This window comes from Micromonospora sp. NPDC004540, from assembly GCF_040610095.1.
In the GTDB taxonomy this organism is placed as follows: domain Bacteria; phylum Actinomycetota; class Actinomycetes; order Mycobacteriales; family Micromonosporaceae; genus Micromonospora.
Genome location: NZ_JBEXLR010000007.1, coordinates 86,992 through 107,199, shown reverse-complemented (window position 1 = coordinate 107,199; position 20,208 = coordinate 86,992). Strand labels below are relative to the sequence as shown.

Here is a 20,208-nt window from a genome sequence, read left to right as displayed (position 1 = left end):
CACGGCCACGAGTCCTCCCCGATGGATCTCCCGGCGTGCGTCACCGGCGGTTCCCCGACACACCGGGCGGTAAACGGCGGCTCAGCCGGCCACCACGATCCGGTCGTGCACCTCGCGCACGCCCGGCGTGGCCCAGGCCGCCCGTTCCGCCTCCTCCCGCTGCCACCACGAGCGGACCACCCCGTCGAGCACCACGGTGTCCCCGTCGACCCGCACCTCGAGGCGTTCGGTGCCGGTCCGCCGGAGCAGCACCCGTTGCAGGTCACGGCGGTTCTGCTCGTCGCTGGGCGGGGTGGCCGGGCGCACCTCGACGAGGTTGGTCACCCCCCGTACGCCGCGCAGCCGGCGCAGTTCCCGCTCGGCGGTACGGCGCTGGAAGCCGTACTCCACCTCGCCGCGGAGCATGACCCAGCCGTCGGCGACGGTGACGTCCAGCCGCTCGGCCGGGACGAAGCTGTCCCACTCCAGCGCCCGGCTGGCCGCGATCGCGATGTCGGCGTCGGTGCGCACCTCGGCGGCCGGCAGCTGCACCTCCAGGTCGCTGGCGACCGCGCGGACGCCGCGGACCCGGTGCGCGCAACGCTCGGCGGCCCAGCGCCGGGCGTAGCTGTCCACCTGGCCGGTCAGCGTGACCACACCGTCGGCGACGGTCACCCCGATCTCGGTCGGCCGGGTCTGGGCGTCCCAGTCCAGCTCGGCGAGCACGTCCCGCTGGATGTCCTGGTCGGTACGGACGGCGGCGGTGGTCGTCATGCCCCGAGGGTGCCGCCGGACGGGGTGAGCCCGGCTCACCCGGATCGGGTGAGAGCGGAAAAAGGGGCGGCGGGCGACGGAACCAACCCCCTTGGCTCCGTCACCCGCCGCCCGTGGAGGAGGCAGGTCTGGTGTTAGGACGTCTCGGCGAGCGTCACGGTTGCCGACTCGGTCGAACCGTTCCGCTTGAACTGGACCTCCACCCGGTCCCCGACCTTGCCGGCCTGCACGGCGCCGACCAGGTCGTTGGAGTCGTTGATCACCTTGTCGCCGAACTTGGTGATCACGTCGCCCCGCTGGAGCCCGGCCTTCTCGGCGGCGCTGCCCGCGACCACGTCGGAGACCAGCGCGCCACCGTCCTCCGCGCCGGCCACGCTGACCCCGAGGGACGGATGGCTGACCTTCTCGCCGCGCTGGAGCTTCTCGGCCACGTCCTTGGCCTTGTTGCTCGGGATGGCGAAGCCGACCCCGATGTTGCCGTTGCTGCCCTGCCCGGCGGTGGCGATGGCGGTGTTGATGCCGATCACCTCGCCGCGGGTGTTGACCAGCGCGCCGCCGGAGTTGCCCGGGTTGATCGGGGCGTCGGTCTGCAGCAGCCCGGAGATCGAGCTGGCGCCCTGCTGCGGGTTCTGCTGCTGGCCGCCCTCGCCGGCCTGGATGGTGCGGTCGCGGGCGCTCAGGATGCCGGCCGTGACGGAGCCCTGCAGGCCGAGCGGGCTGCCCAGGGCGAGCACCTGGTCGCCCACCTGCATGGCGTCGCTGTCGCCGAACTTGGCCGCCTTGAGGTTGCTCACCCCGCTGGCCTTGACCACGCCCAGGTCGGTCTTCGGGTCGGTGCCGACGATCTTCGCCTGGGCGGTCTTGCCGTCGGCGAAGACGACCTTCACCGTGTCGCCGCCGGCGGAGGCGACCACGTGGTTGTTGGTCAGCACGTACCCGTCGGCGCTGAGGATCACCCCGGAGCCCTCACCGCTGTCCGTCATGATGGTGACGATGCTGTCCTGGACGGCGGCCGCGATCTTCGGCAGGTCGGCGCTGTTGAGCACGGGAGCGGCCGAGTAGGTGCGGGTGACGGTCCCGTCGCCGTCGAGGGCGAGGGCGAGCGCGCCGCCGGCCACACCGGAGCCGAGCATCAGCGCCAGGGCCAGCGCCCCGGCGCCGATGAACTTGCCGGCCCGGCTGGGCCGCGCCGGCTGCTGCGGACCCCACGGCGGGACCGGCTGCCCGGCCTGGTGGACCTGGTGCGGCTGGTGCTGCGGGTACGGCTGGTGCCCCTGGTACGGCGGGACCGGGCCGCCAGCCTGCGGGTAGCCGGCGCCACCCTGGTGCGCCCAGCCGCTCGGCTGCCCCCCGTACCAGGGGTTCGGCTGCTGCGGCTGCCCGGAGACCGGGTACGGCGTGGCCGCCGGCGGCGCGTACGGGCCGGCGGGCGCGGGCGACTCCGCGGCCGGGCCGTACGGGTCGGTGGGCGAGGACTCGGTGTGAGCGGCCGGGGCGGTGGTTCCGGCGGCCGGGGAGTCGGCCGGAACCGGCGCGGCGGCCGGGGTGACAGTGGGCTCCGACTGCCCGCTCTCGGCGCGGGGCAGCTCGGCGGTCGGGTGCGACGGCTCGGCGTCGGCGGGAGCCGACGACCGCTGCGGATCGGTCTCGTGGTCGGTCATGACACCACCTTCTCCCCTGGCACTGCGACCAGCCTGGAACCCGCCTGAATGTTTTCTGAAAGTCACTCGCCGGGTTCGGGCGCCTCGGGCAGCAGCGGCAGCTTCACCCGGAAGGTGGCACCTCCGCCCGGCGTCTCGGCCACCTCGACGGTGCCGTGGTGCGCGGCCACCAGAGCGGCGACGATGGCCAGCCCGAGCCCGGTGCTGGTCGGCCCGCCCGCCCGCCGGGTACGCGCCGCGTCCACCCGGTAGAAGCGCTCGAAGACCCGCTCGGCCTGCTCCGGGGTGAGGCCGGGACCGGTGTCCGCCACCTCCACCACGGCCAGGTTCCCCGGCTCCGCCCGGAGCCGCAGGGTCACCGCGGCGTCCGCCGGGGTGTGGGTGAGCGCGTTGGTCATCAGGTTGCCGATCACCTGGCGCAGCCGGGCGTCGTCGCCGAGCACCACCAGCGGGCCGGCGCCCGGCTCGAGCTCCAGCGTGATGGCACGGTCCGGCTCCACGGCCCGCGCGGCCTGGACCGCGTCCGAGGCGAGCACCGGCAGCTCGACCGGGGCCAGCGCGATCGGCCGCTCCCGGTCCATCCGAGCCAGCAGCAGCAGGTCCTCCACCAACAGCCCCATCCGGGCCGCCTCGTCCTCGATCCGGCGCAGCAGGCCGGCGGTCTGCTCCGGCGCCCGGGCCGCGCCCTGCCGGTACAGCTCGGCAAAGCCCCGAATGGTGGTCAGCGGGGTGCGCAGCTCGTGCGAGGCGTCCGCGATGAACTGCCGCATCCGCTCCTCGGAGCGGCGGGCCCGCGCCTCGGACGCCTGGGCGGCCGCCGCGGCGTCCCGGGCGCTCACCTCGGCGCTGCGCGCCGCCGCCTCGGAGGCGGCCCGCGCCGTGAAGGCCGCCTCGATCTGGGCGAGCATGGCGTTCAGCGCCCGGGAGAGCCGGCCCAGCTCGGAGGTCGGGCAGGCCCGGCCCTCCTCGGGGTCCGGCACCCGCTGGGTCAGGTCACCGCCGGCGATGGCCGCCGCGGTCCGCTCGATCTCCACGAGGGGCTTGAGGCTGGTCCGCACGATGCCGGCCCCGACCGAGGCCAGGATGATCAGCACCGCCCCGCCCACCAGCAGGTCGATCCAGACGAGCTGCCGGACGGCCACGTCGATGTCGGTCATGTTCTGCCCGACGGCGATGAACTGACCGTCCCCGACCTGCTTGATCACCACTCGCCAGCGCAGGTGCTTGTCGGCCGCGTCGGTGGTGAAGGCGCCCTGGTCGGCGTGCTGCTGGTACCAGGTGAGCTGGTTCAGCGAGCCCGGCAGGTCGTCCTCGGCCAGCGACTTGTCGTAGTAGAGCTTGCCCCCGCTGGAGGTCGCGATGACCGCCATGTAGTCGCTGGGCAGGGTGTTGCCCGCGCTGGTGTCGCTCGGCGAGGTCTGTTCGACCCGGGCCAGGTAGGAGTTCAGCTCGTCGTCGACCCGGCCGACCAGGTAGCTGTGCAGGAAGAACGCGGTGAGCGAGCTGATCACCACCAGGGCCGCAGCGACCAGGGCGAGCACCGAGGCGACCAGTTTCACCCGCAGCGGGACGCTGCGCAGCCAGCCCTTCGCGTCGTGGACGGCGTTCACGCCGCCGGCTTGCGCAGCACGTACCCGACCCCGCGCAGGGTGTGGATCAGCCGGGGCTGGGTGTTGTCGACCTTGCGCCGCAGGTAGGAGATGTAGGACTCGACGATGTTGTCGTCGCCGCGGAAGTCGTAGTTCCAGACGTGGTCGAGGATCTGCGCCTTGGAGAGCACCCGGTTGGCGTTCAACATCAGATAGCGCAGCAGCTTGAACTCGGTGGGCGAGAGCTGCACCCGCTGGCCGGCCCGGTGCACCTCGTGGGTCTCCTCGTCGAGCTCCAGGTCGGCGAAGGTGAGCCGGGAGGGGGCGTGCTCGCCGGTGGCGGTGCGCCGCAGCACGGCCCGGATCCGGGCGGTCAGCTCCTCCAGGCTGAACGGCTTCGTGACGTAGTCGTCACCGCCCAGGGTGAGCCCGCGGATCTTGTCGTCGGTGGCGTCCCGGGCGGTCAGGAAGACCACCGGGGTGCGCGTGCCGCCCTCGCGGAGCATCCGGATGACCTCGAAGCCGTCCAGGTCGGGCAGCATCACGTCGAGCACGACCAGATCGGGCCGGTGGTCCTTGGCGGCGTTGAGCGCCGCGCTGCCGCTGGTCGCGGTGGCGACGTCGAAGCCGGCGAAGCGCAGGCTCGCGGAGAGCAGTTCGAGGATGTTGGGATCGTCCTCGACGACGAGCAGTCGGGCCTCGGTCTGGGTAGCCACCATGGCACCCATCATCCGCGCTCCGGCTGCGGCCGCGCTGGGTGGATCCTGGAAACAACCTGTGAGCCGCCGCGCCCCGCCGTGGATGTCTCCACGCGTCGGAGACACCCCCGGCGTCGCGCCTAGCGGAGCAGTCGGCGCAGCCCGTCCAGCGCCCCGTCGAGCAGGCGGATGGCCGTACGGAGCTGGGTGTCGGTGAGCCGGCCGGCCCGCACCAGCGCGCCGACCTCCACGGTGAACGCGGCCAGCCGCTGGTCGAACTCGGCGAGCAGGGGCGACTCGGCGGCCGGGCCGGGGACGCCGACGCGCGGCGGGCGGGTGGTCGGCGGTGGGGGCGGCGCCCAGCGGGCCTGGCGGGTCTGCCGGGCCGCCTCGCGCAGCTCCCGCTTCAGGTCGCGCACCGAGCCGCGTACCTCGGTGCGGATCTCGCCGGCCAGGGCGGAGAGGTCCTCGACGGAGGCCGTGATGTCCGATTCCAGGGTCGCCAGCTCGTCGGCGCGCTGCCGCAGCTCGGCCCGGCCCGCGTCGGTGATCTCGTAGACCTTGCGGCCGCCGGCGGCGGTGTGGCTGACCAGCCCCTCCACCTCCAGCCGTTGCAGGCGGGGATAGATCGTGCCGGCGCTGGGCGCGTAGAGGCCGAGGAAGCGGTCCTCCAGCAGGCGGATCAGCTCGTAGCCGTGCTTCGGCCCGTCGTCGAGCAGCTTGAGCAGGTAGAGCCGGAGCCGCCCGTGACTGAACACGGCGGTCACGGCAGCTCCTCCACGTCGTCGGCGTCCTCGACGGGACGGGCGAGCAGCGCGATGCTGCCGGAGGTCGCGGACGCCCAGAGCTTACCGGCACCCCCACCGAGCACCCCGTGGCTGTCCTTCACCGCGCCGAACCCGTGCTGGCCGCCGCAGACCTGGGGGAAGCCGCTGGTGATCCGGCCGGAGGTGGTGTGCAGGTGGACGGTGAGGTCGCTGTCCTCGCGGACCCGGACCGTGATGCTGCCGGAGATGGCGCTGAGCCGGATCTCGCTGCCCCGCGGGTTGTCCAGGTCGCAGGTGATCGACCCGGAGACGGCGTGGGCGCGCACCCGCTCGGGCGCGCTGTCGGCGAGGATCAGCTCGCCGGAGACCGTCTCCAGGTTGAGGTCGCCGCCGACGCCGAGCGCCTCGACCGGGCCCGAGGTGACCTTCGCGGAGGTGCGACCGCGCAGCCCCATGAGGGTGACCTGGCCGGAGGTGACGTCGACCCGGGTGTCCCGGCGCAGGCCGGAGGCGACCAGCGAGCCGTCCACCAGTTGCAGGTCGGCCAGCACGTGGGCGGGGACGGCGATGGAGACCTCGGCCCGGAACCGCCGGCCGAGTTGGCCGAGCCACCAGAGCACGCCGGGCCAGCGGGGCGGTCGCTCGTGGCCGACGCTGAGCCGGCCGTCGCGCAGCTCGACGAGGACCGGCCGGCGGCTGATCCGGGTGACGTCCACCCGGGTCGGACCGTCGGTGGCGACCACGTTGAGCCGGCCGCTGATGAGTCGGACGTCCAGCCGGGTGACCGGCTCGTCCAGGGTGAGCTGTTGCGGCCTGTCGACCGTCCAGCTGGTCATGGCGTCCTCCCCTCGGTGACGCGCCGGTCGGCGGCGCGTCAAGTGACGGGAGAAGCATAACGCGATACATCGCGACTGAACAAGACTGTCGCGACTGTGTCGCGATCGCGTCAGGCCACCAGGTCCAACCCCGCCTCCGCCCCGACGGGCAGCGGCGCCACCGGCCGGACGATCCGCACGCCGGTCACCGCCGTCCGCCGGACGGGCGCGCGGACCGGGGTCAGGTGGATCGCCGACTCGGCCGCCCGGGCCAGCATCCGCCGGTCCGCCCCGGTGGCCGGGTGCAGCGCGGCGGCCACCGTGACCGCCACGGTCAGGTCCCGGGCGGCCAGCACCCGGCGGACCGACTCCCAGAGCGTCTCCTCGCCGAGGAAGGCGGGCAGGGTGCTCGGGTCACCGGCGTACCGGTAGCCGAGCCGGAGCGGGACGACCGGCGCGCCGGCGTCCACCGCGGCCTGGAACATGGCCGGCCGGAAGCCCCGTCCGGGCCGGCAGCCGGCCGCCGCGCCACACCAGGTCGTGCCCTCCGGGAACACCGCCACGGAGTGCCCCGCGCGCAGCGCGCCGGCCACCCGGCCGACGGTGGCCGGCAGGTCACGCGGCCGCGACCGGTCCACGAAGACCGTGCCGGCCGCGGCGGCCAGGGAGCCGACCACCGGCCAGTCGCGGACCTCCCGCTTGGCCAGCATCCGGGCCGGGGAGACCGCGAGCACCGCGAGGATGTCCAGCCAGGAGACGTGGTTGGCGACCAGCAGAGCCCGCGGGCGCGGCAGCCGGCCCCGGACCACCAGCCGCACGCCGAGGGCGCGCAGCATCCCCCGGGCCCAGCCACGCAGCGCGGCCCGCCGGTCGCGGGCCGGCAGCAGCGGCAACAGCGCGGCCAGGGCGACCCCGGCCAGCAGCATCCCGAGTACGCCGAGCAGCCGCCCCACCCGGCGCGGCAGCGACACGTCCGGCGCGGTGGCCGCCGGCAGGCAGCCCGGCCCGCAGCCCGAGGCGGGGCGCCACAGCCCGTCGCCGGTCACGCCGTCGCCTCGCCCAGGAAGTGCCGCAGGTAGCGGGGGTTCATCCGGTCCAGGGAGAACAGCACGTAGAAGTCGGCGCAGGCGAAGTCCGGGTCGTACGCCGGCTCGCCGCAGACCCAGGCGCCGAGCCGCAGGTAGCCGCGGAGCAGCGGCGGGACCAGCGCGCGGCGCTCGGCCGTGGAAAGGCCAGCGTCGGCGGTGGCCGGGGCCTCGGCGAACCAGGGGCGGCGGGGCGCCACCCGCAGCGGCGGCGGAGCCAGGTGCCGGGCGGTGACCTGGGACCAGACCTCGGCGGCGGCGATCCCGCCGTCGGCCACCGGCACCGAGGCGCAGCCGCCCAGCCAGCGGGAGCCGCGCAGGTGCAGGTACCGGGTGATGCCGGCCCACATCAGGTTGATCACGGCGCCGGAGCGGTGGTCCGGATGCACGCAGGACCGGCCCGCCTCGACCAGCGTGTCGCGGAGCGGGGCCAGCGCGGTCAGGTCGAACTCGCCGTCGGCGTACCGGCGGTCGGTGCGTCCGGGCGGCAGCAGCCGGTAGGTGCCGACCACCTCGTCGGTGCCCTCGCGCAGCACGACCAGGTGGTCGCAGTGGGCGTCGAACTCGTCGGTGTCGAGCCCGGCGGCCCCCGGATACAGGGTGGCGCCGAGCTCGCTGGCGAACACCTCGTGGCGCAGGCGTTGCGCGGCCGCGACCAGGGTCGGGTCGTCGGCGATCAGCAGGGTGTATCCGCTGGTCGTGAGGGGTGCGCCAGCGGCGTGCAGAACGGCCATGGGTATCTGTGTAAGGGCCCCGGGTGCCGGCCCCGGGGCTGAGGGGTGTCGATCCGGTGAACGCCGGTCGGCGCTCCGGCACAACCCCCTCACCTGCGGCGGGCCGGCGCCGGCGTGCGAGGCTGCCGGGGCGGACCCCGGCGACGAGGCCGGCGGCCGACCCCCGGAGGTGTCACGTGATCATCGAGTCCCGCTTCCACGGACCGCACGGCTCGGGCAACGGCGGCTGGAGCGCCGGGATCTTCGCCGCCGCGGTGGACGACCGGGGCCCGGTGGAGGTCACCCTGCGCAAGCCGCCCCCGCTGGAGACCCCGCTGACCGCGGTCGACGGCGAGGTCCGCGACCCGGACGGCCAGGTGATCGCCCAGGTACGCCGGGTCGAGCCGGTCAGCGCCGTGGTCCCGCCGGTCGACCGGCCGACGGCCGAGGCCGCCGCGAAGGCGTACCCGGGGTTGGTGGACCACCCCTTCCCCGGCTGCTACGTCTGCGGGCCGGCGAACCCGGCGGGGCTGCGGATCTTCCCGGGCCGGCTGCCGGACGGGCGGACCGCCGCCCCGTTCCGCGCCCCGGCCGAGGTGGTGCCGGCGACCGTCTGGGCGGCGCTGGACTGCCCCGGCGGCTGGGCCGTGATCGCGCCCGGCCGCCCCTACGTCCTGGGCCGGATCGCCGCGCAGGTCACCGCGCTGCCGCGCCCCGGCGACGAGTGCGTGGTGACCGGGGCGATGGTCGGCGGCTCGGGGCGCAAGGCCGAGGTGCACTCCACCCTCTACGGCCCGGACGGCGCGCTGCTCGGCCAGGCGCGGGCCACCTGGATCGCGCTGCCGCCGGCGTGACCTCTCCTCCCTGGGGATGATCCGCTCCTGCCCCGGAGGGAGGAGGGCGTACGCATCCCGCCTGATTGACCCCCTTGCGCGGGGTTGGAAGGCTGTGCTCGGCGCCCCGCAACGGCGTCCCCACCGGCGTGCTCCGAAGCCCGCCGTGGCAGGAGAGGAGAACGATGTCCGACGGGCAGTGGAGCCCCAACGCCGGGACCGGCCAGATCGTGGTGTCCGGACTGACGAAGGAATACAAGAACGTCCGGGCGGTGGACAACCTGTCCTTCACCGTCCAGCCGGGGCGGGTCACCGGCTTCCTCGGCCCGAACGGCGCCGGTAAGACGACCACGCTGCGCATGCTGCTCAACCTGGTCACGCCGACCGCCGGCGAGGCCACCATCGGCGGCCACCGGTACGCCGACCTGGCCGACCCGCTGCGCACGGTCGGCGCGGTGCTGGAGGCGTCCAGCGCGCACAAGGGCCGCACCGGGATCAACCACCTGCGGGTGATCTGCGCGGCCGCCGGCCTGCCCCGCCAGCGGGCCGACGAGGCGCTCGCCCTGGTCGGGCTGACCCCGGCCGCGAAGCGCAAGTTCAAGGGCTACTCGCTCGGCATGAAGCAGCGGCTCGGTATCGCCGCCGCCATGCTCGGCGACCCGCGGGTGCTGATCCTCGACGAGCCGGCCAACGGCCTGGACCCGGAGGGGATCCGCTGGATGCGCGGCTTCCTCAAGGGCCTGGCCAGCGAGGGGCGTACCGTGCTGGTCTCCAGCCACCTGCTCTCCGAGATGCAGTTGCTGGCCGACGACGTGGTGATCATCGCGGCCGGCAAGCTGGTTCGGCAGGGGCCGGTCGAGCAGGTGATCGGCTCGATGACGCACGGCGCCCGGGTCCGGGTGCGCACCCCGCAGGCCGACGAGCTGGTTGCCGCGCTGCGCGAGCAGTCGGCCACGGTGGACGCCGACGGGCAGGGCGCGCTGCTGGTGACGGGGGTCGACGCGCCGACGGTCGGCCGGGTGGCGCTGGCCGCCAAGGTGGAGCTGCACGAGCTGACCACCGAGCGCCCCGACCTGGAAGGGGTATTCCTGGAGCTGACGGCCGGAAAGGCGGAGATCCGATGAACCTGGTCCGTTCCGAGCTGCTCAAGATCCGCACCACCAACACCTGGTGGGTCTTCGCGCTGATCACCGTGCCGCTCTGGGCCCTCGCGCTGCTCTTCAACTGGTTGCAGACCGAGGCCCTGACCAGCGGGAACATCGGCGAGGTGCCGGCCGACCAGGCCGACCAGGTGCAGGCCGTCTCCAGCGCCGACAGCCTGGCCGCCAACCTCTACACGAACGGCCAGTTCTTCGGGCTGCTCATCGTGATGCTGCTCGGCATCGTGGTGGTGACCAGCGAGTTCTTCCACCAGACGGTGACCACCACGTTCCTCACCGCGCCGCACCGCACCGCGGTGATGGTGGCCAAGCTGGTGGCCGCCGGCACGCTGGCACTGCTCTTCTGGGTGGGCACCACGCTGCTGAACCTGATCTTCGCGCCGCTGATCCTGAGCGCGACGGACGTCGGCGCCCAGTTGGGCAGCGGGGCGGTCTGGCGGGCCGTGGCTCTCAACGGGCTGGCCTACCTGCTCTGGTCGGTGCTGGGCGTCGGCCTCGGCGTGCTGATCCGCAGCCAGATCGGCGCCACGGTGACCGGCATCCTGCTCTACCTGGGCGGCGCCATCGGCGCGGCCATCGCGATCGGGCTGCTGGCGGCGCGGTTCGGCGACTGGATCAACCAGCTCCAGCTGCTCGTGCCGTCGCTGGCGTCGTCGCTGATGGTGAGCGGCGCCGAGATCCCGGGCAACCCGCCGCGCTGGGCCGGAGCCGCGGTGCTGATCGGCTACGCCGCGGTGGCCGGGGTGATCGGTGTGCTGACCATCCGGCGCCGCGACATCTCCTGAGTCGGCTACCCGACACGGCCCCGGCCGGTGACCGTCCGTCACCGACCGGGGCCGTCCTGCCTAGCAGGAGTGGACGGGACACGCAGCGTTTGCCGAACTTCTGGCATCTTCTGTGAAACGGACCACCAGCCGGAGGCGAGAATGCCTGCGGCAATCGCACGGCGTAGCCTGGGACCCGTCTCCCGTGCGTACCGAAACGGGCACGGGAGCCAACCGCGTGACATTCACAACCGCGTGAAAGAGGCGATTAGCGGCCGTGTCGACCCAGCAGACTTCGCAGGAGAACCCACTGGCGGGTTTCGGCCCGAACGAGTGGATCGTCGAGGAGATGTACCAGCGCTATCTCGCCGACCCCTCGAGCGTCGACTCGGCCTGGCACGATTTCTTCGCCGACTACCGGCCGGCACCGGGCGCCGCCACCCCGCGCCCCGAGGCCAAGGCCGCCCCGGCCACCCGTCCTGAGCCGGCCGAGCAGCAGGAGGCCGTCGCCACGGTCAGCCAGCAGCCCGCCGCCAAGCCCGCGCCTGCCCCGGCGAAGCCGGCCGCCAAGGCTCCGGAGCCGGCCCCGGCGAAGAAGGCCGCCCCGGCCAAGCCGGCCGCCAAGGCGCCGGCCGTGAGCGCCGCCGGCACCACCCCGCTGCGCGGGGTCGCCGCCAAGATCGTGCAGAACATGGACGCCTCGCTCGCCGTGCCGACCGCGACCAGCGTCCGCGCGGTGCCGGCGAAGCTGCTGGTGGACAACCGCATCGTGATCAACAACCACCTGGCCCGCGGTCGCGGCGGCAAGGTGAGCTTCACCCACCTGATCGGCTACGCGATGGTCCGGGCGCTGGTCGAGCACCCGGAGATGAACAACTCCTTCGCCGAGGTCGACGGCAAGCCGGCGATGGTCCGCCCCGAGCACGTCAACTTGGGCATCGCCATCGACCTGGCCAAGCCCGACGGCTCCCGCAACCTGGTGGTGCCCTCCATCAAGGGCTGCGAGCAGATGGACTTCCGGCAGTTCTGGCAGGCGTACGAGGACGTGGTCCGGCGCGCCCGCCGCAACGAGCTGACCATGGAGGACTACTCCGGCACCACGATCTCGCTGACCAACCCGGGCGGCATCGGCACGGTGCACTCGATCCCGCGCCTCATGCAGGGCCAGAGCGCCATCATCGGCGTCGGCGCCATGGAATACCCGGCCCCCTACCAGGGCATGAGTGAGGCCACCCTGGCCGAGCTGGCGGTCAGCAAGATCATCACGCTGACCAGCACCTACGACCACCGGATCATCCAGGGCGCCCAGTCCGGCGAGTTCCTCAAGGTGATGCACGAGCTGCTGCTCGGCGAGCGCGGCTTCTACGACCAGATCTTCACCTCGCTGCGCATCCCCTACGAGCCGGTGCGCTGGGTGCGGGACGTGGCGGTCGACTCCGAGGGTCAGATCAACAAGACCGCCCGGGTGCACGAGCTGATCCACGCGTACCGGGTGCGCGGCCACCTGATGGCCGACACCGACCCGCTGGAGTTCAAGATCCGCAAGCACCCGGACCTGGACGTCCTCCAGCACGGGTTGACCCTGTGGGACCTGGACCGGGTCTTCCCGGTCAACGGCTTCGCCGGCCGCCAGCGGATGAAGCTGCGCGAGATCCTCGGTGTGCTGCGCGACTCCTACTGCCGCCGCGTCGGCATCGAGTACATGCACATCCAGGACCCGGAGGAGCGGCGCTGGATCCAGGAGCGGATCGAGCGCAAGTACGAGAAGCCCAGCGCGGACGAGCAGAAGCACGTGCTCAACCGGCTCAACGCCGCCGAGGCGTTCGAGACCTTCCTGCAGACCAAGTACGTCGGCCAGAAGCGCTTCTCGCTCGAGGGCGGCGAGTCGCTGATCCCGCTGCTCGGCGAGGTCCTGGAGTGCTCCGCCGAGGGCGGCCTGGACGAGGTCGTCATCGGCATGGCCCACCGGGGCCGGCTCAACGTGCTGGCCAACATCGTCGGCAAGCCGTACGAGAAGATCTTCTCGGAGTTCGAGGGGCACCTCGACCCGCGCTCCACCCAGGGCTCGGGCGACGTGAAGTACCACCTCGGCCAGAACGGCAAGTTCACCACCCCGGACGGCGAGCACGCGGTCAAGGTGTCGGTGGTGGCGAACCCGTCGCACCTGGAGGCCGTGGACCCGGTGCTGGAGGGCATCGTCCGGGCCAAGCAGGACCGGATCGACCTCAAGCTGGAGGGCTACACCGTGCTGCCGCTGGCGGTGCACGGTGACGCCGCCTTCGCCGGCCAGGGCGTGGTCGCCGAGACGCTCAACCTGTCCCAGCTGCGCGGCTACCGCACCGGCGGCACCGTGCACGTGGTGGTCAACAACCAGGTCGGCTTCACCACCGCCCCGGAATACAGCCGGTCCAGCCTCTACAGCACCGACGTGGCCCGGATGATCCAGGCGCCGATCTTCCACGTCAACGGCGACGACCCCGAGGCCGTCGTCCGGGTGGCCCGGCTCGCCTTCGAGTACCGGCAGGCGTTCAACAAGGACGTCGTGATCGACATGGTCTGCTACCGCCGGCGCGGGCACAACGAGGGCGACGACCCGTCGATGTCCAACCCGCAGATGTACCAGATCATCGACTCGAAGCGGTCGGTCCGGAAGCTCTACACCGAGGAGCTCATCGGGCGGGGTGACATCACCGTGGAGGACGCGGAGGAGCTGCTGCGCGACTACCAGTCGCAGCTGGAGCGGGTCTTCAAGGCCACCCGGGACGCCGCCACCACGCCGCGCCAGCTCAGCCGGCCGCGCCGCGAGGACGAGCCGGAGCCGCAGGTCGACACCGCCACCGACGCCGCCGTGGTCAAGGCGATCGGCGAGGCGCACGTCAACCTGCCGGAGGGCTTCACCCCGCACAAGCGGATCCAGCAGCTGCTGGAGCGGCGGCGCAAGATGTCCGTCGAGGGCGGCATCGACTGGGGCTTCGGCGAGATCATCGCGATGGGCGCGCTGCTGCACGACGGGGTCACCGTCCGGCTCGCCGGGCAGGACTCCCGCCGCGGCACCTTCGTCCAGCGGCACGCGTCGGTGGTCGACGCGAAGACCGGCGACGACTACCTGCCGCTGAAGTCGCTCACCGGCGACGGCGAGCGGTCCCGCTTCTTCGTGCACGACTCGCTGCTCTCGGAATACGCGGCCATGGGCTTCGAGTACGGCTACTCGGTGGAGAACATCAACGCGCTGGTTGCCTGGGAGGCCCAGTTCGGTGACTTCGTCAACGGCGCCCAGTCGGTGATCGACGAGTTCATCTCCTCGGGCGAGGTGAAGTGGGGCCAGCGCTCCGCGGTCACCCTGCTGCTGCCGCACGGCCACGAGGGCCAGGGCCCGGACCACACCTCCGGTCGCCCGGAGCGGTTCCTCCAGCTCTGCGCCGAGGACAACATGCGGGTGGCCATCCCGACCACCCCGGCGAGCTACTTCCACCTGCTGCGCCGCCAGGCCCTGTCGCCGAAGCGCAAGCCGCTGGTGGTGTTCACCCCGAAGTCGCTGCTGCGGCACAAGCTCTGCATCTCGCAGGTGGAGGACTTCACCACGGGCACTTTCCAGCCGGTGCTGGCCGACACCGCCGCCCCGGCGCCGGAGCAGGTGAAGCGGGTGCTGCTCTGCTCGGGCAAGGTCTACTACGACCTGTTCCAGGCCCGGCAGGAGCGGGGCGTCACCGACACGGTGATCCTGCGGATGGAGCAGCTCTACCCGCTGCCCGTCGAGGAGGTCCGGGCCGCCCTGGCGCAGTACCCGAACGCCGAGGACTTCGCCTGGGTCCAGGAGGAGCCGGCCAACCAGGGCGCCTGGTCGTTCGTGGCGCTCAACCTGCTGGAGCACCTGCCCGAGGTCCGGCTGCGCCGCATCTCCCGCCCGGCCGCCGCCGCCCCCGCGGTCGGCTCGGCGAAGATGCACGAGGTCGAGCAGAACGCCCTGATCGAGGCGGCCCTCCCCCGCCCGTGACCTGACCGCACCGCCAGCAGGAGGGGCAGCGACCGTACGACGGCCGCTGCCCCTCCTGGCGTGGCGGCCACCTTCCCGCCGAGAGGACGCACATGTACTTCACCGACCGTGGCATCGAGGAACTGGTCGAGCGCCGGGGTGACGAGCAGGTCAGCCTGGAGTGGCTGGGCGAGCGCCTGCGCGACTTCGTCGACCTGAACCCGGAGTTCGAGACCCCGATCGAGCGGTTCGCCACCTGGCTGGCCCGGCTGGACGACGAGGACGACGAGTAGGCCGGCGTCGGCCCGGGTTCAGCGGGCCGCCGCCCCGACCAGGCGCAGGTACCGCTCGACGACCGCCGTCGTCCGCTCGGCGTCGCCGGTGGCCAGCAGGTCGAGCAGGGCGCCGCGCAGCACGGCCAGGCCGAGGGCCGGATCCCCGTCGCCGGTGTCGTCGCCGCCGACCTCGGCCAGCAGCCCGAGCCAGTCCTCCACCGTCTGCCGGGCGAACCCCGTCCACGGCCCGTCCGGCTCGCCTAGCGAGCGGGCGTACGCCTGCACCCAGAGGACCAGCATCGGCCGGTGCGCCGGGTCCACGAGCCAGCCCCAGGTCGTCCGCACCGCCGCCGCGAAGTCGTCGGCGCCGCCCGCCTCCCGGGCCCGCCGGAGCGCCGCCAGCTCGTCGGCCCTGGCCCGGCCGAGCAGGGCACGGACCAGCTGGTCCTTGGAGCCGAAGAGGAAGAGCAGGACCCGGGGGCTGGACCCGATGGCGGCGGCGAGCGGGCGCAGCGACAGCTCGGCCAGCCCGTGCGCCAGGGCGTACCGGTACGCCCGCTCCAGGAGTTCGTCGCGGCGGGCGCTCCCGGGTCGCTCGTGCTGGCTCACAGCGCTACTCTGCCACTGAAACGACTGTTTCAGTAGTGGAGGGGTGTCGATGAGCGCGGAGATCCTCATTCGTCCGCTGGGCCGTCCCGGCGACCTCGGCTGGGTGGTGCTGGCCCACGGCGAGACCTACGCCGCCGAGTTCGGTTGGGACAGCAGCTTCGAGGCGCTCGTGGCGCGGATCGTCGCCGACTACGCCGCCGGCCACGACCCGGCCCGGGAGGCCGCCTGGATCGCCGAACTGGACGGGGAGCGGGTCGGCTGTGTCTTCTGCGTCGCGGCCGACGAGCGGACGGCCCAGCTGCGGATCCTGCTGGTCGACCCCGCGGCCCGGGGACGGCGGCTCGGCGGCCGGCTGGTCGACGAGTGCCTGGCCTTCGCCCGGCGGGCGGGATACGCCCGCATCCGGCTCTGGACCAACCACCCGCTGGTCGCCGCCCGCGGAATCTACCTCTCCCGCGGTTTCCGCCTGGTCCAGGAGGAACCACACCACAGCTTCGGCACCGACCTGACGGGCCAGGTGTACGAACGGGAGCTGGCGCCGGCCGCCGGGTGAGCCGACCGTTGACGCGGACGGCGCCCGTCGCGTCCACTGGAGAGGGAGGCGCAGATGAACCCCGAACCCCGCAAGCCGCCGCAGGACGCCGTGACGGTCCGCCACCTGCGCCTCGGCATCGGATCCGTCGGCATCGCGCTGCCGGTGGTGCTGGTCGTCGGGCACCTGGTCGCGACCCGCCGGCTCACCCTGCTCGACTCACTCAGCGGCTACTACCACACCGAGCTGCGGGACGTCTTCGTCGGCGCGCTCTGCGCCGTCGGGGTGTTCTTGATCGCGTACCGGTACCGCTGGCCGGACGACGCGCTGGGCACCGTCGCCGGGGTGCTGGCGATCGCGGTGGCTCTCTTCCCCACCACGGTGGGCGCGGCGGCCGGCACCACCAGCCAGAGCGACCGGTGGGTCGGCGTGGTGCACCAGGTGGCCGCCGCGGCGCTCTTCGCGCTGCTCGCGGTCTTCTGCCTCGCCCTGTTCACGCGCCCGGACCGGGTCGGGGTGCCGCCGTCCCCGTCCGCCGTGCGGTTCTACCGCGCCTGCGGCGGCGTCATCCTGGTGGCCATCGCCGTCGCCCTGGCGAGCACGCAGCTCCCCGCCGACGTACGGCACACGCTCAAGCCGGTGCTGTGGAGCGAGACGCTCGCCGTCTTCGCCTTCGGGGCGGCCTGGGTGGCGAAGAGCGACGCGCTCTTCCGGGCCGCCGGTGACGGGTCCAAGGACCCGGGCGAGGCGTCCCGCGATCTTGTAGCGTGAGGTCGTGGCGCGCAGCGTGTACCTGACCAGCGTGGGGTCGGGCGGGGGCAAGTCGACGATCGCGCTCGGGCTGGCCGAACTGCTGTCCCGGCAGGTCGAGCGGATCGGCGCGTTCCGGCCGCTGGTCGCCGGTCAGGGGCCCGACCCGATCCTCGCCCTGCTCACCGAGCGCTACCGGGTGCGGCTGCCGCTCGACGAGTTGCACGGCGCGACGTACGCCGAGGCCGCCGCCCTGGTCGCGGACGGCCGCCGGGAGGAGCTGATCGCCCGCATCGTGGCCCGCTACCGGGCGGTCGAGCGGCACTGCCCGGCGGTGGTCGTGGTGGGCAGCGACTTCGCTGACGGGGACGGCGCCGGCCCCCGCGAACTGGCCTTCAACGCCCGGCTGGCGACCGAGTTCAGCAGCGTGGTGGTGCCCGTGGTGGACGGGTTCGGGCAGCCGCCCGAGACGATCACGGCGGCGCTGCGCGGGGCGTACCACGACCTGGAGGACCTGGGCGCGACCGTCGTGGCGGTCATCGCCAACCGGGTGCCCCAGCCAATGACGCTGCCCGAGCTGCCCGTCCCCGCGTACGCCATTCCGGAGGTGCCGACCGTGTCGGCGCCGACGGTGGCGGAGGTGGCGGCGGCGCTCGGCGCCACCCTGCTCGCCGGCGACCAGGCCGCGCTGGAGCGGGACGTGCTCGACTACGTGGTCGGCGCGGCGCACGTGCCCACCCTGCTGGACCACTTCACCGACGGGGCGCTGGTGATCACTCCCGGCGACCGGGACGACCTGCTCGTGGCGGCCGGCGCGGCGCACGTGGCCGGGCAGGTCTCCCTGGCCGGCCTCGTGCTCACCCTCGGCGAACAGCCCGACCCGCGGGCGATGCGGCTGTTCGAAGCGCTGAACACGGGGCTGGCCGTGCTCTCCGTGAGCAGCGACAGCTACGACACCGTCGCGGCGTCCAGCCGGATCGAGGGCCGGCCCAGCGTGGCCAATCCGCGCAAGGTGGAGGCCGCACTGGGCGCCTTCGAGCGCTGCGTGGACACCGTCGACCTGGCCCGCCGGCTGCGGGTCAGCCGGTCGGAGCGGGTCACCCCGCTCATGTTCGAGAACGACCTGATCGACCGTGCCCGGGCGCAGCGCCGGCGGCTGGTGCTGCCGGAGGGCACCGAGGAGCGGATCCTGCGCGCCGCGGAGGTGCTGCTGCGCCGGGGCGTCGCCGACCTGACCCTGCTCGGGCGCCCCGACGAGGTGGCCCGGCGCACCCGCGAGCTGGGCATCGACGTCAGCGACGCGCAGGTGGTCGACCCGGTCACCAGCGAGTGGCGGGACGAGTTCGCCGCCGAGTACGCGAAGCTGCGCGCCCACCGGGGCGTCACCGTCGAGCTGGCGCACGACATCGTGGCCCAGCCCAACTACTTCGGCAGCATGATGGTGCAGACCGGCCGCGCCGACGGCATGGTCTCCGGGGCCACCCACACGACGGCGGCCACCATCCGGCCGGCCTTCGAGATCATCCGCACCGTGCCGGGCGTCTCCGTCGCCTCCAGCGTGTTCTTCATGCTGCTCGCCGACCGGGTGCTCGTCTACGGCGACTGCGCGGTCAACCCCGACCCGGACGCCGCCCAGCTCGCCGACATCGCCACCTCCTCGGCCGACACGGCCGCCCGGTTCGGCATCGAGCCACGGGTGGCCATGCTCTCCTACTCGACCGGCGACTCCGGCTTCGGCGCCGACGTGGAGAAGGTCGCGGCGGCCACCAAGCTGGTCCGGGAGCGCCGGCCGGAGCTGCTGGTCGAGGGCCCGATCCAGTACGACGCGGCGATCGACCCGCAGGTCGCGGCCACCAAGCTGCCGGACAGCCCGGTGGCGGGGCGGGCCACGGTGTTCATCTTCCCGGACCTGAACACCGGCAACAACACGTACAAGGCGGTGCAGCGCTCGGCCGGCGCGGTAGCGGTCGGCCCGGTCATGCAGGGCCTGCGTCGGCCGGTCAACGACCTGTCCCGGGGCGCCACCGTGCCGGACATCGTCAACACGGTGGCGATCACCGCCATCCAGGCCGCCACCGGGGAGTCGGAATGAGCCGGATCCTGGTCCTCAACTGCGGGTCCTCGTCGGTCAAGTACCGGCTGTACGACGGCGACGAGGTCCGCGACAAGGGCACCGTCGAGCGGGTCGGCGAGCCCGGCGGCGGGCCGGCCGACCACGAGAGCACGGTGCGGCAGATCATCGAGGGACTCGACCTGGCGGGGCTGGCCGGAGTGGGCCACCGGGTGGTGCACGGTGGGCGGAAGTTCAGCGCCCCGGTGCGGATCGACGACAAGGTCCTCGCCGCCATCGAGGACCTCGTCCCGCTCGCCCCGCTGCACAACCCGGCGAACCTGGCCGGCATCCGGGTGGCCCGGGAGGCGCTGCCGGACACCCCGCAGGTCGCCGTCTTCGACACCGCGTTCCACCACACGCTGCCCGAGGCCGCCGCCACGTACGCCGTCGACCGGGAGACCGCCGAGCGGTACGGCGTGCGCCGGTACGGCTTCCACGGCACCTCGCACGCGTACGTCTCGCGGCGCACGGCGGAACTGCTCGACCGGCCGTACGGCGAGCTGAACACCATCACCCTGCACCTGGGGAACGGGGCGAGCGCCTGCGCGGTGCAGGGCGGGCGGAGCGTGGCCACCTCGATGGGCATGTCGCCGCTGGAAGGCCTGGTCATGGGCACCCGCAGCGGCGACCTCGACCCGACGATCATCTTCCACCTGCGCCGCGAGGCCGGGATGGGCGTCGACGACATCGACGACCTGCTCAACCACCGCAGCGGCCTGCTCGGGCTGACCGGGGTCAACGACATGCGGGAGGTGCTGGCCCGCCGCGACGCCGGCGACCCCGCCGCCGCGCTCGCCTTCGACGTCTACCGCCGCCGGCTCACCGGGTACGTGGGCGCGTACTACGCCCTGCTCGGGCGGGTCGACGCGGTCACCTTCACCGCCGGGGTCGGCGAGCACGCCGCCCCGGTCCGGGCAGCCGCACTGGCCGGCCTGGACCGGCTCGGCATCGCCGTGGACCCGGCGCGCAACGCCGGCACCGGCGACCGGATCATCTCCCCCGACGGCACCGAGGTCACGGTCTGCGTGGTCACCACCGACGAGGAACGCGAAATAGCCCGCCAGACCCGCGAAGTCCTAACCCCCTGACCCCCGCCCCCCCGAACTCGGTGATCATGA

General features: G+C 73.3%; 18 protein-coding genes. 9 read left to right on the top strand and 9 right to left on the bottom strand.

The window, feature by feature from the left end:
• Nucleotides 1-81: 81 nt before the first annotated feature.
• From ABZV78_RS04420 to ABZV78_RS04385, 8 genes are all read right to left on the bottom strand, one after another.
• The gene (locus tag ABZV78_RS04420) at nt 82-753 is read right to left on the bottom strand and encodes a BON domain-containing protein (RefSeq protein WP_355635349.1); all 672 of its coding nucleotides are present in this window, start codon (nt 751-753) and stop codon (nt 82-84) included.
• A gap of 134 nt (nt 754-887) precedes the next feature.
• A complete protein-coding gene (locus ABZV78_RS04415) occupies nt 888-2,414 on the bottom strand; it encodes a trypsin-like peptidase domain-containing protein (RefSeq protein WP_355635348.1) in 1,527 nt (508 codons plus the stop codon).
• A 62-nt stretch (nt 2,415-2,476) separates the two neighbouring features.
• The gene (locus tag ABZV78_RS04410; RefSeq protein ID WP_355635347.1) at nt 2,477-4,024 is read right to left on the bottom strand and encodes an ATP-binding protein; all 1,548 of its coding nucleotides are present in this window, start codon (nt 4,022-4,024) and stop codon (nt 2,477-2,479) included.
• The gene (locus ABZV78_RS04405) at nt 4,021-4,722 is read right to left on the bottom strand and encodes a response regulator transcription factor (protein ID WP_046571468.1); all 702 of its coding nucleotides are present in this window, start codon (nt 4,720-4,722) and stop codon (nt 4,021-4,023) included. Before ABZV78_RS04405 ends, ABZV78_RS04410 begins: the two co-directional genes overlap by 4 nt.
• A 119-nt stretch (nt 4,723-4,841) precedes the next feature.
• Nucleotides 4,842-5,468: a PadR family transcriptional regulator gene (locus ABZV78_RS04400; RefSeq protein WP_355635346.1), complete on the bottom strand. Its 627-nt coding sequence runs from the start codon at nt 5,466-5,468 to the stop codon at nt 4,842-4,844.
• Nucleotides 5,465-6,304 carry a DUF4097 family beta strand repeat-containing protein gene (locus ABZV78_RS04395; protein ID WP_355635345.1) on the bottom strand — a complete coding sequence of 280 codons (840 nt, stop codon included), beginning with the start codon at nt 6,302-6,304 and terminating at the stop codon, nt 5,465-5,467. The genes ABZV78_RS04400 and ABZV78_RS04395 overlap by 4 nt, the downstream gene beginning before the upstream one ends.
• 110 nt (nt 6,305-6,414) lie before the next feature.
• Entirely contained in the window at nt 6,415-7,329 is a 915-nt protein-coding gene (locus tag ABZV78_RS04390; protein ID WP_355635344.1) for a lysophospholipid acyltransferase family protein, read from the bottom strand.
• The gene (locus ABZV78_RS04385) at nt 7,326-8,102 is read right to left on the bottom strand and encodes a GNAT family N-acyltransferase (protein ID WP_355635343.1); all 777 of its coding nucleotides are present in this window, start codon (nt 8,100-8,102) and stop codon (nt 7,326-7,328) included. The genes ABZV78_RS04390 and ABZV78_RS04385 overlap by 4 nt, the downstream gene beginning before the upstream one ends.
• A 176-nt stretch (nt 8,103-8,278) precedes the next feature.
• Here ABZV78_RS04385 and ABZV78_RS04380 point away from each other — a divergent pair, with 176 nt between their 5' ends.
• The 5 genes from ABZV78_RS04380 to ABZV78_RS04360 all read left to right on the top strand — a co-directional run bounded on the left by ABZV78_RS04380 (nt 8,279) and on the right by ABZV78_RS04360 (nt 15,104).
• Nucleotides 8,279-8,935, top strand: coding sequence for a hypothetical protein (locus ABZV78_RS04380; protein ID WP_355635342.1), 657 nt, complete (start codon nt 8,279-8,281; stop codon nt 8,933-8,935).
• A gap of 164 nt (nt 8,936-9,099) precedes the next feature.
• Nucleotides 9,100-10,038, top strand: a complete 939-nt coding sequence (locus tag ABZV78_RS04375) for an ATP-binding cassette domain-containing protein (protein ID WP_355635341.1) — start codon at nt 9,100-9,102, stop codon at nt 10,036-10,038.
• The gene (locus ABZV78_RS04370) at nt 10,035-10,859 is read left to right on the top strand and encodes an ABC transporter permease (protein ID WP_355635340.1); all 825 of its coding nucleotides are present in this window, start codon (nt 10,035-10,037) and stop codon (nt 10,857-10,859) included. The genes ABZV78_RS04375 and ABZV78_RS04370 overlap by 4 nt, the downstream gene beginning before the upstream one ends.
• 256 nt (nt 10,860-11,115) lie before the next feature.
• Nucleotides 11,116-14,832 carry a multifunctional oxoglutarate decarboxylase/oxoglutarate dehydrogenase thiamine pyrophosphate-binding subunit/dihydrolipoyllysine-residue succinyltransferase subunit gene (locus ABZV78_RS04365; protein ID WP_355635339.1) on the top strand — a complete coding sequence of 1,239 codons (3,717 nt, stop codon included), beginning with the start codon at nt 11,116-11,118 and terminating at the stop codon, nt 14,830-14,832.
• Between the two features lie 92 nt (nt 14,833-14,924).
• Nucleotides 14,925-15,104: a DUF6104 family protein gene (locus ABZV78_RS04360; RefSeq protein WP_089009804.1), complete on the top strand. Its 180-nt coding sequence runs from the start codon at nt 14,925-14,927 to the stop codon at nt 15,102-15,104.
• An 18-nt stretch (nt 15,105-15,122) separates the two neighbouring features.
• Here ABZV78_RS04360 and ABZV78_RS04355 read toward each other — a convergent pair whose 3' ends face one another.
• Nucleotides 15,123-15,695 (bottom strand): TetR family transcriptional regulator, encoded by a 573-nt coding sequence (locus tag ABZV78_RS04355; RefSeq protein ID WP_355635338.1) that lies wholly within the window; start codon nt 15,693-15,695, stop codon nt 15,123-15,125.
• 49 nt (nt 15,696-15,744) lie between these two features.
• On the opposite strand from ABZV78_RS04355, the gene ABZV78_RS04350 reads away from it, so the two are divergent.
• The 4 genes from ABZV78_RS04350 to ABZV78_RS04335 are packed head-to-tail and all read left to right on the top strand — an operon-like array spanning nt 15,745 to nt 20,178.
• Complete coding sequence (locus ABZV78_RS04350; RefSeq protein ID WP_355635337.1) at nt 15,745-16,248, top strand: GNAT family N-acetyltransferase; 504 nt, start codon at nt 15,745-15,747, stop codon at nt 16,246-16,248.
• A gap of 54 nt (nt 16,249-16,302) precedes the next feature.
• On the top strand, nt 16,303-16,998 hold the full coding sequence (locus ABZV78_RS04345; protein WP_355635336.1) for a DUF998 domain-containing protein: 696 nt from the start codon (nt 16,303-16,305) through the stop codon (nt 16,996-16,998).
• A 4-nt stretch (nt 16,999-17,002) separates the two neighbouring features.
• The gene (gene pta, locus ABZV78_RS04340; RefSeq protein ID WP_355635335.1) at nt 17,003-19,069 is read left to right on the top strand and encodes a phosphate acetyltransferase; all 2,067 of its coding nucleotides are present in this window, start codon (nt 17,003-17,005) and stop codon (nt 19,067-19,069) included.
• Entirely contained in the window at nt 19,066-20,178 is a 1,113-nt protein-coding gene (locus tag ABZV78_RS04335; protein WP_355635334.1) for an acetate kinase, read from the top strand. Before pta ends, ABZV78_RS04335 begins: the two co-directional genes overlap by 4 nt.
• The last annotated feature ends 30 nt before the right edge of the window (nt 20,179-20,208 follow it).

Bases quoted from the DNA above. Each gene is read 5' to 3' on its own strand.
- ABZV78_RS04420 (WP_355635349.1), bottom strand. From the start codon at position 753: ATGACGACCACCGCCGCCGTCCGTACCGACCAGGACATCCAGCGGGAC.
- ABZV78_RS04415 (WP_355635348.1), bottom strand. From the start codon at position 2,414: ATGACCGACCACGAGACCGATCCGCAGCGGTCGTCGGCTCCCGCCGAC.
- ABZV78_RS04405 (WP_046571468.1), bottom strand. From the start codon at position 4,722: ATGGTGGCTACCCAGACCGAGGCCCGACTGCTCGTCGTCGAGGACGAT.
- ABZV78_RS04395 (WP_355635345.1), bottom strand. From the start codon at position 6,304: ATGACCAGCTGGACGGTCGACAGGCCGCAACAGCTCACCCTGGACGAG.
- ABZV78_RS04385 (WP_355635343.1), bottom strand. From the start codon at position 8,102: ATGGCCGTTCTGCACGCCGCTGGCGCACCCCTCACGACCAGCGGATAC.
- ABZV78_RS04375 (WP_355635341.1), top strand. From the start codon at position 9,100: ATGTCCGACGGGCAGTGGAGCCCCAACGCCGGGACCGGCCAGATCGTG.
- ABZV78_RS04370 (WP_355635340.1), top strand. From the start codon at position 10,035: ATGAACCTGGTCCGTTCCGAGCTGCTCAAGATCCGCACCACCAACACC.
- ABZV78_RS04360 (WP_089009804.1), top strand. From the start codon at position 14,925: ATGTACTTCACCGACCGTGGCATCGAGGAACTGGTCGAGCGCCGGGGT.
- ABZV78_RS04350 (WP_355635337.1), top strand. From the start codon at position 15,745: ATGAGCGCGGAGATCCTCATTCGTCCGCTGGGCCGTCCCGGCGACCTC.
- ABZV78_RS04345 (WP_355635336.1), top strand. From the start codon at position 16,303: ATGAACCCCGAACCCCGCAAGCCGCCGCAGGACGCCGTGACGGTCCGC.
- ABZV78_RS04335 (WP_355635334.1), top strand. From the start codon at position 19,066: ATGAGCCGGATCCTGGTCCTCAACTGCGGGTCCTCGTCGGTCAAGTAC.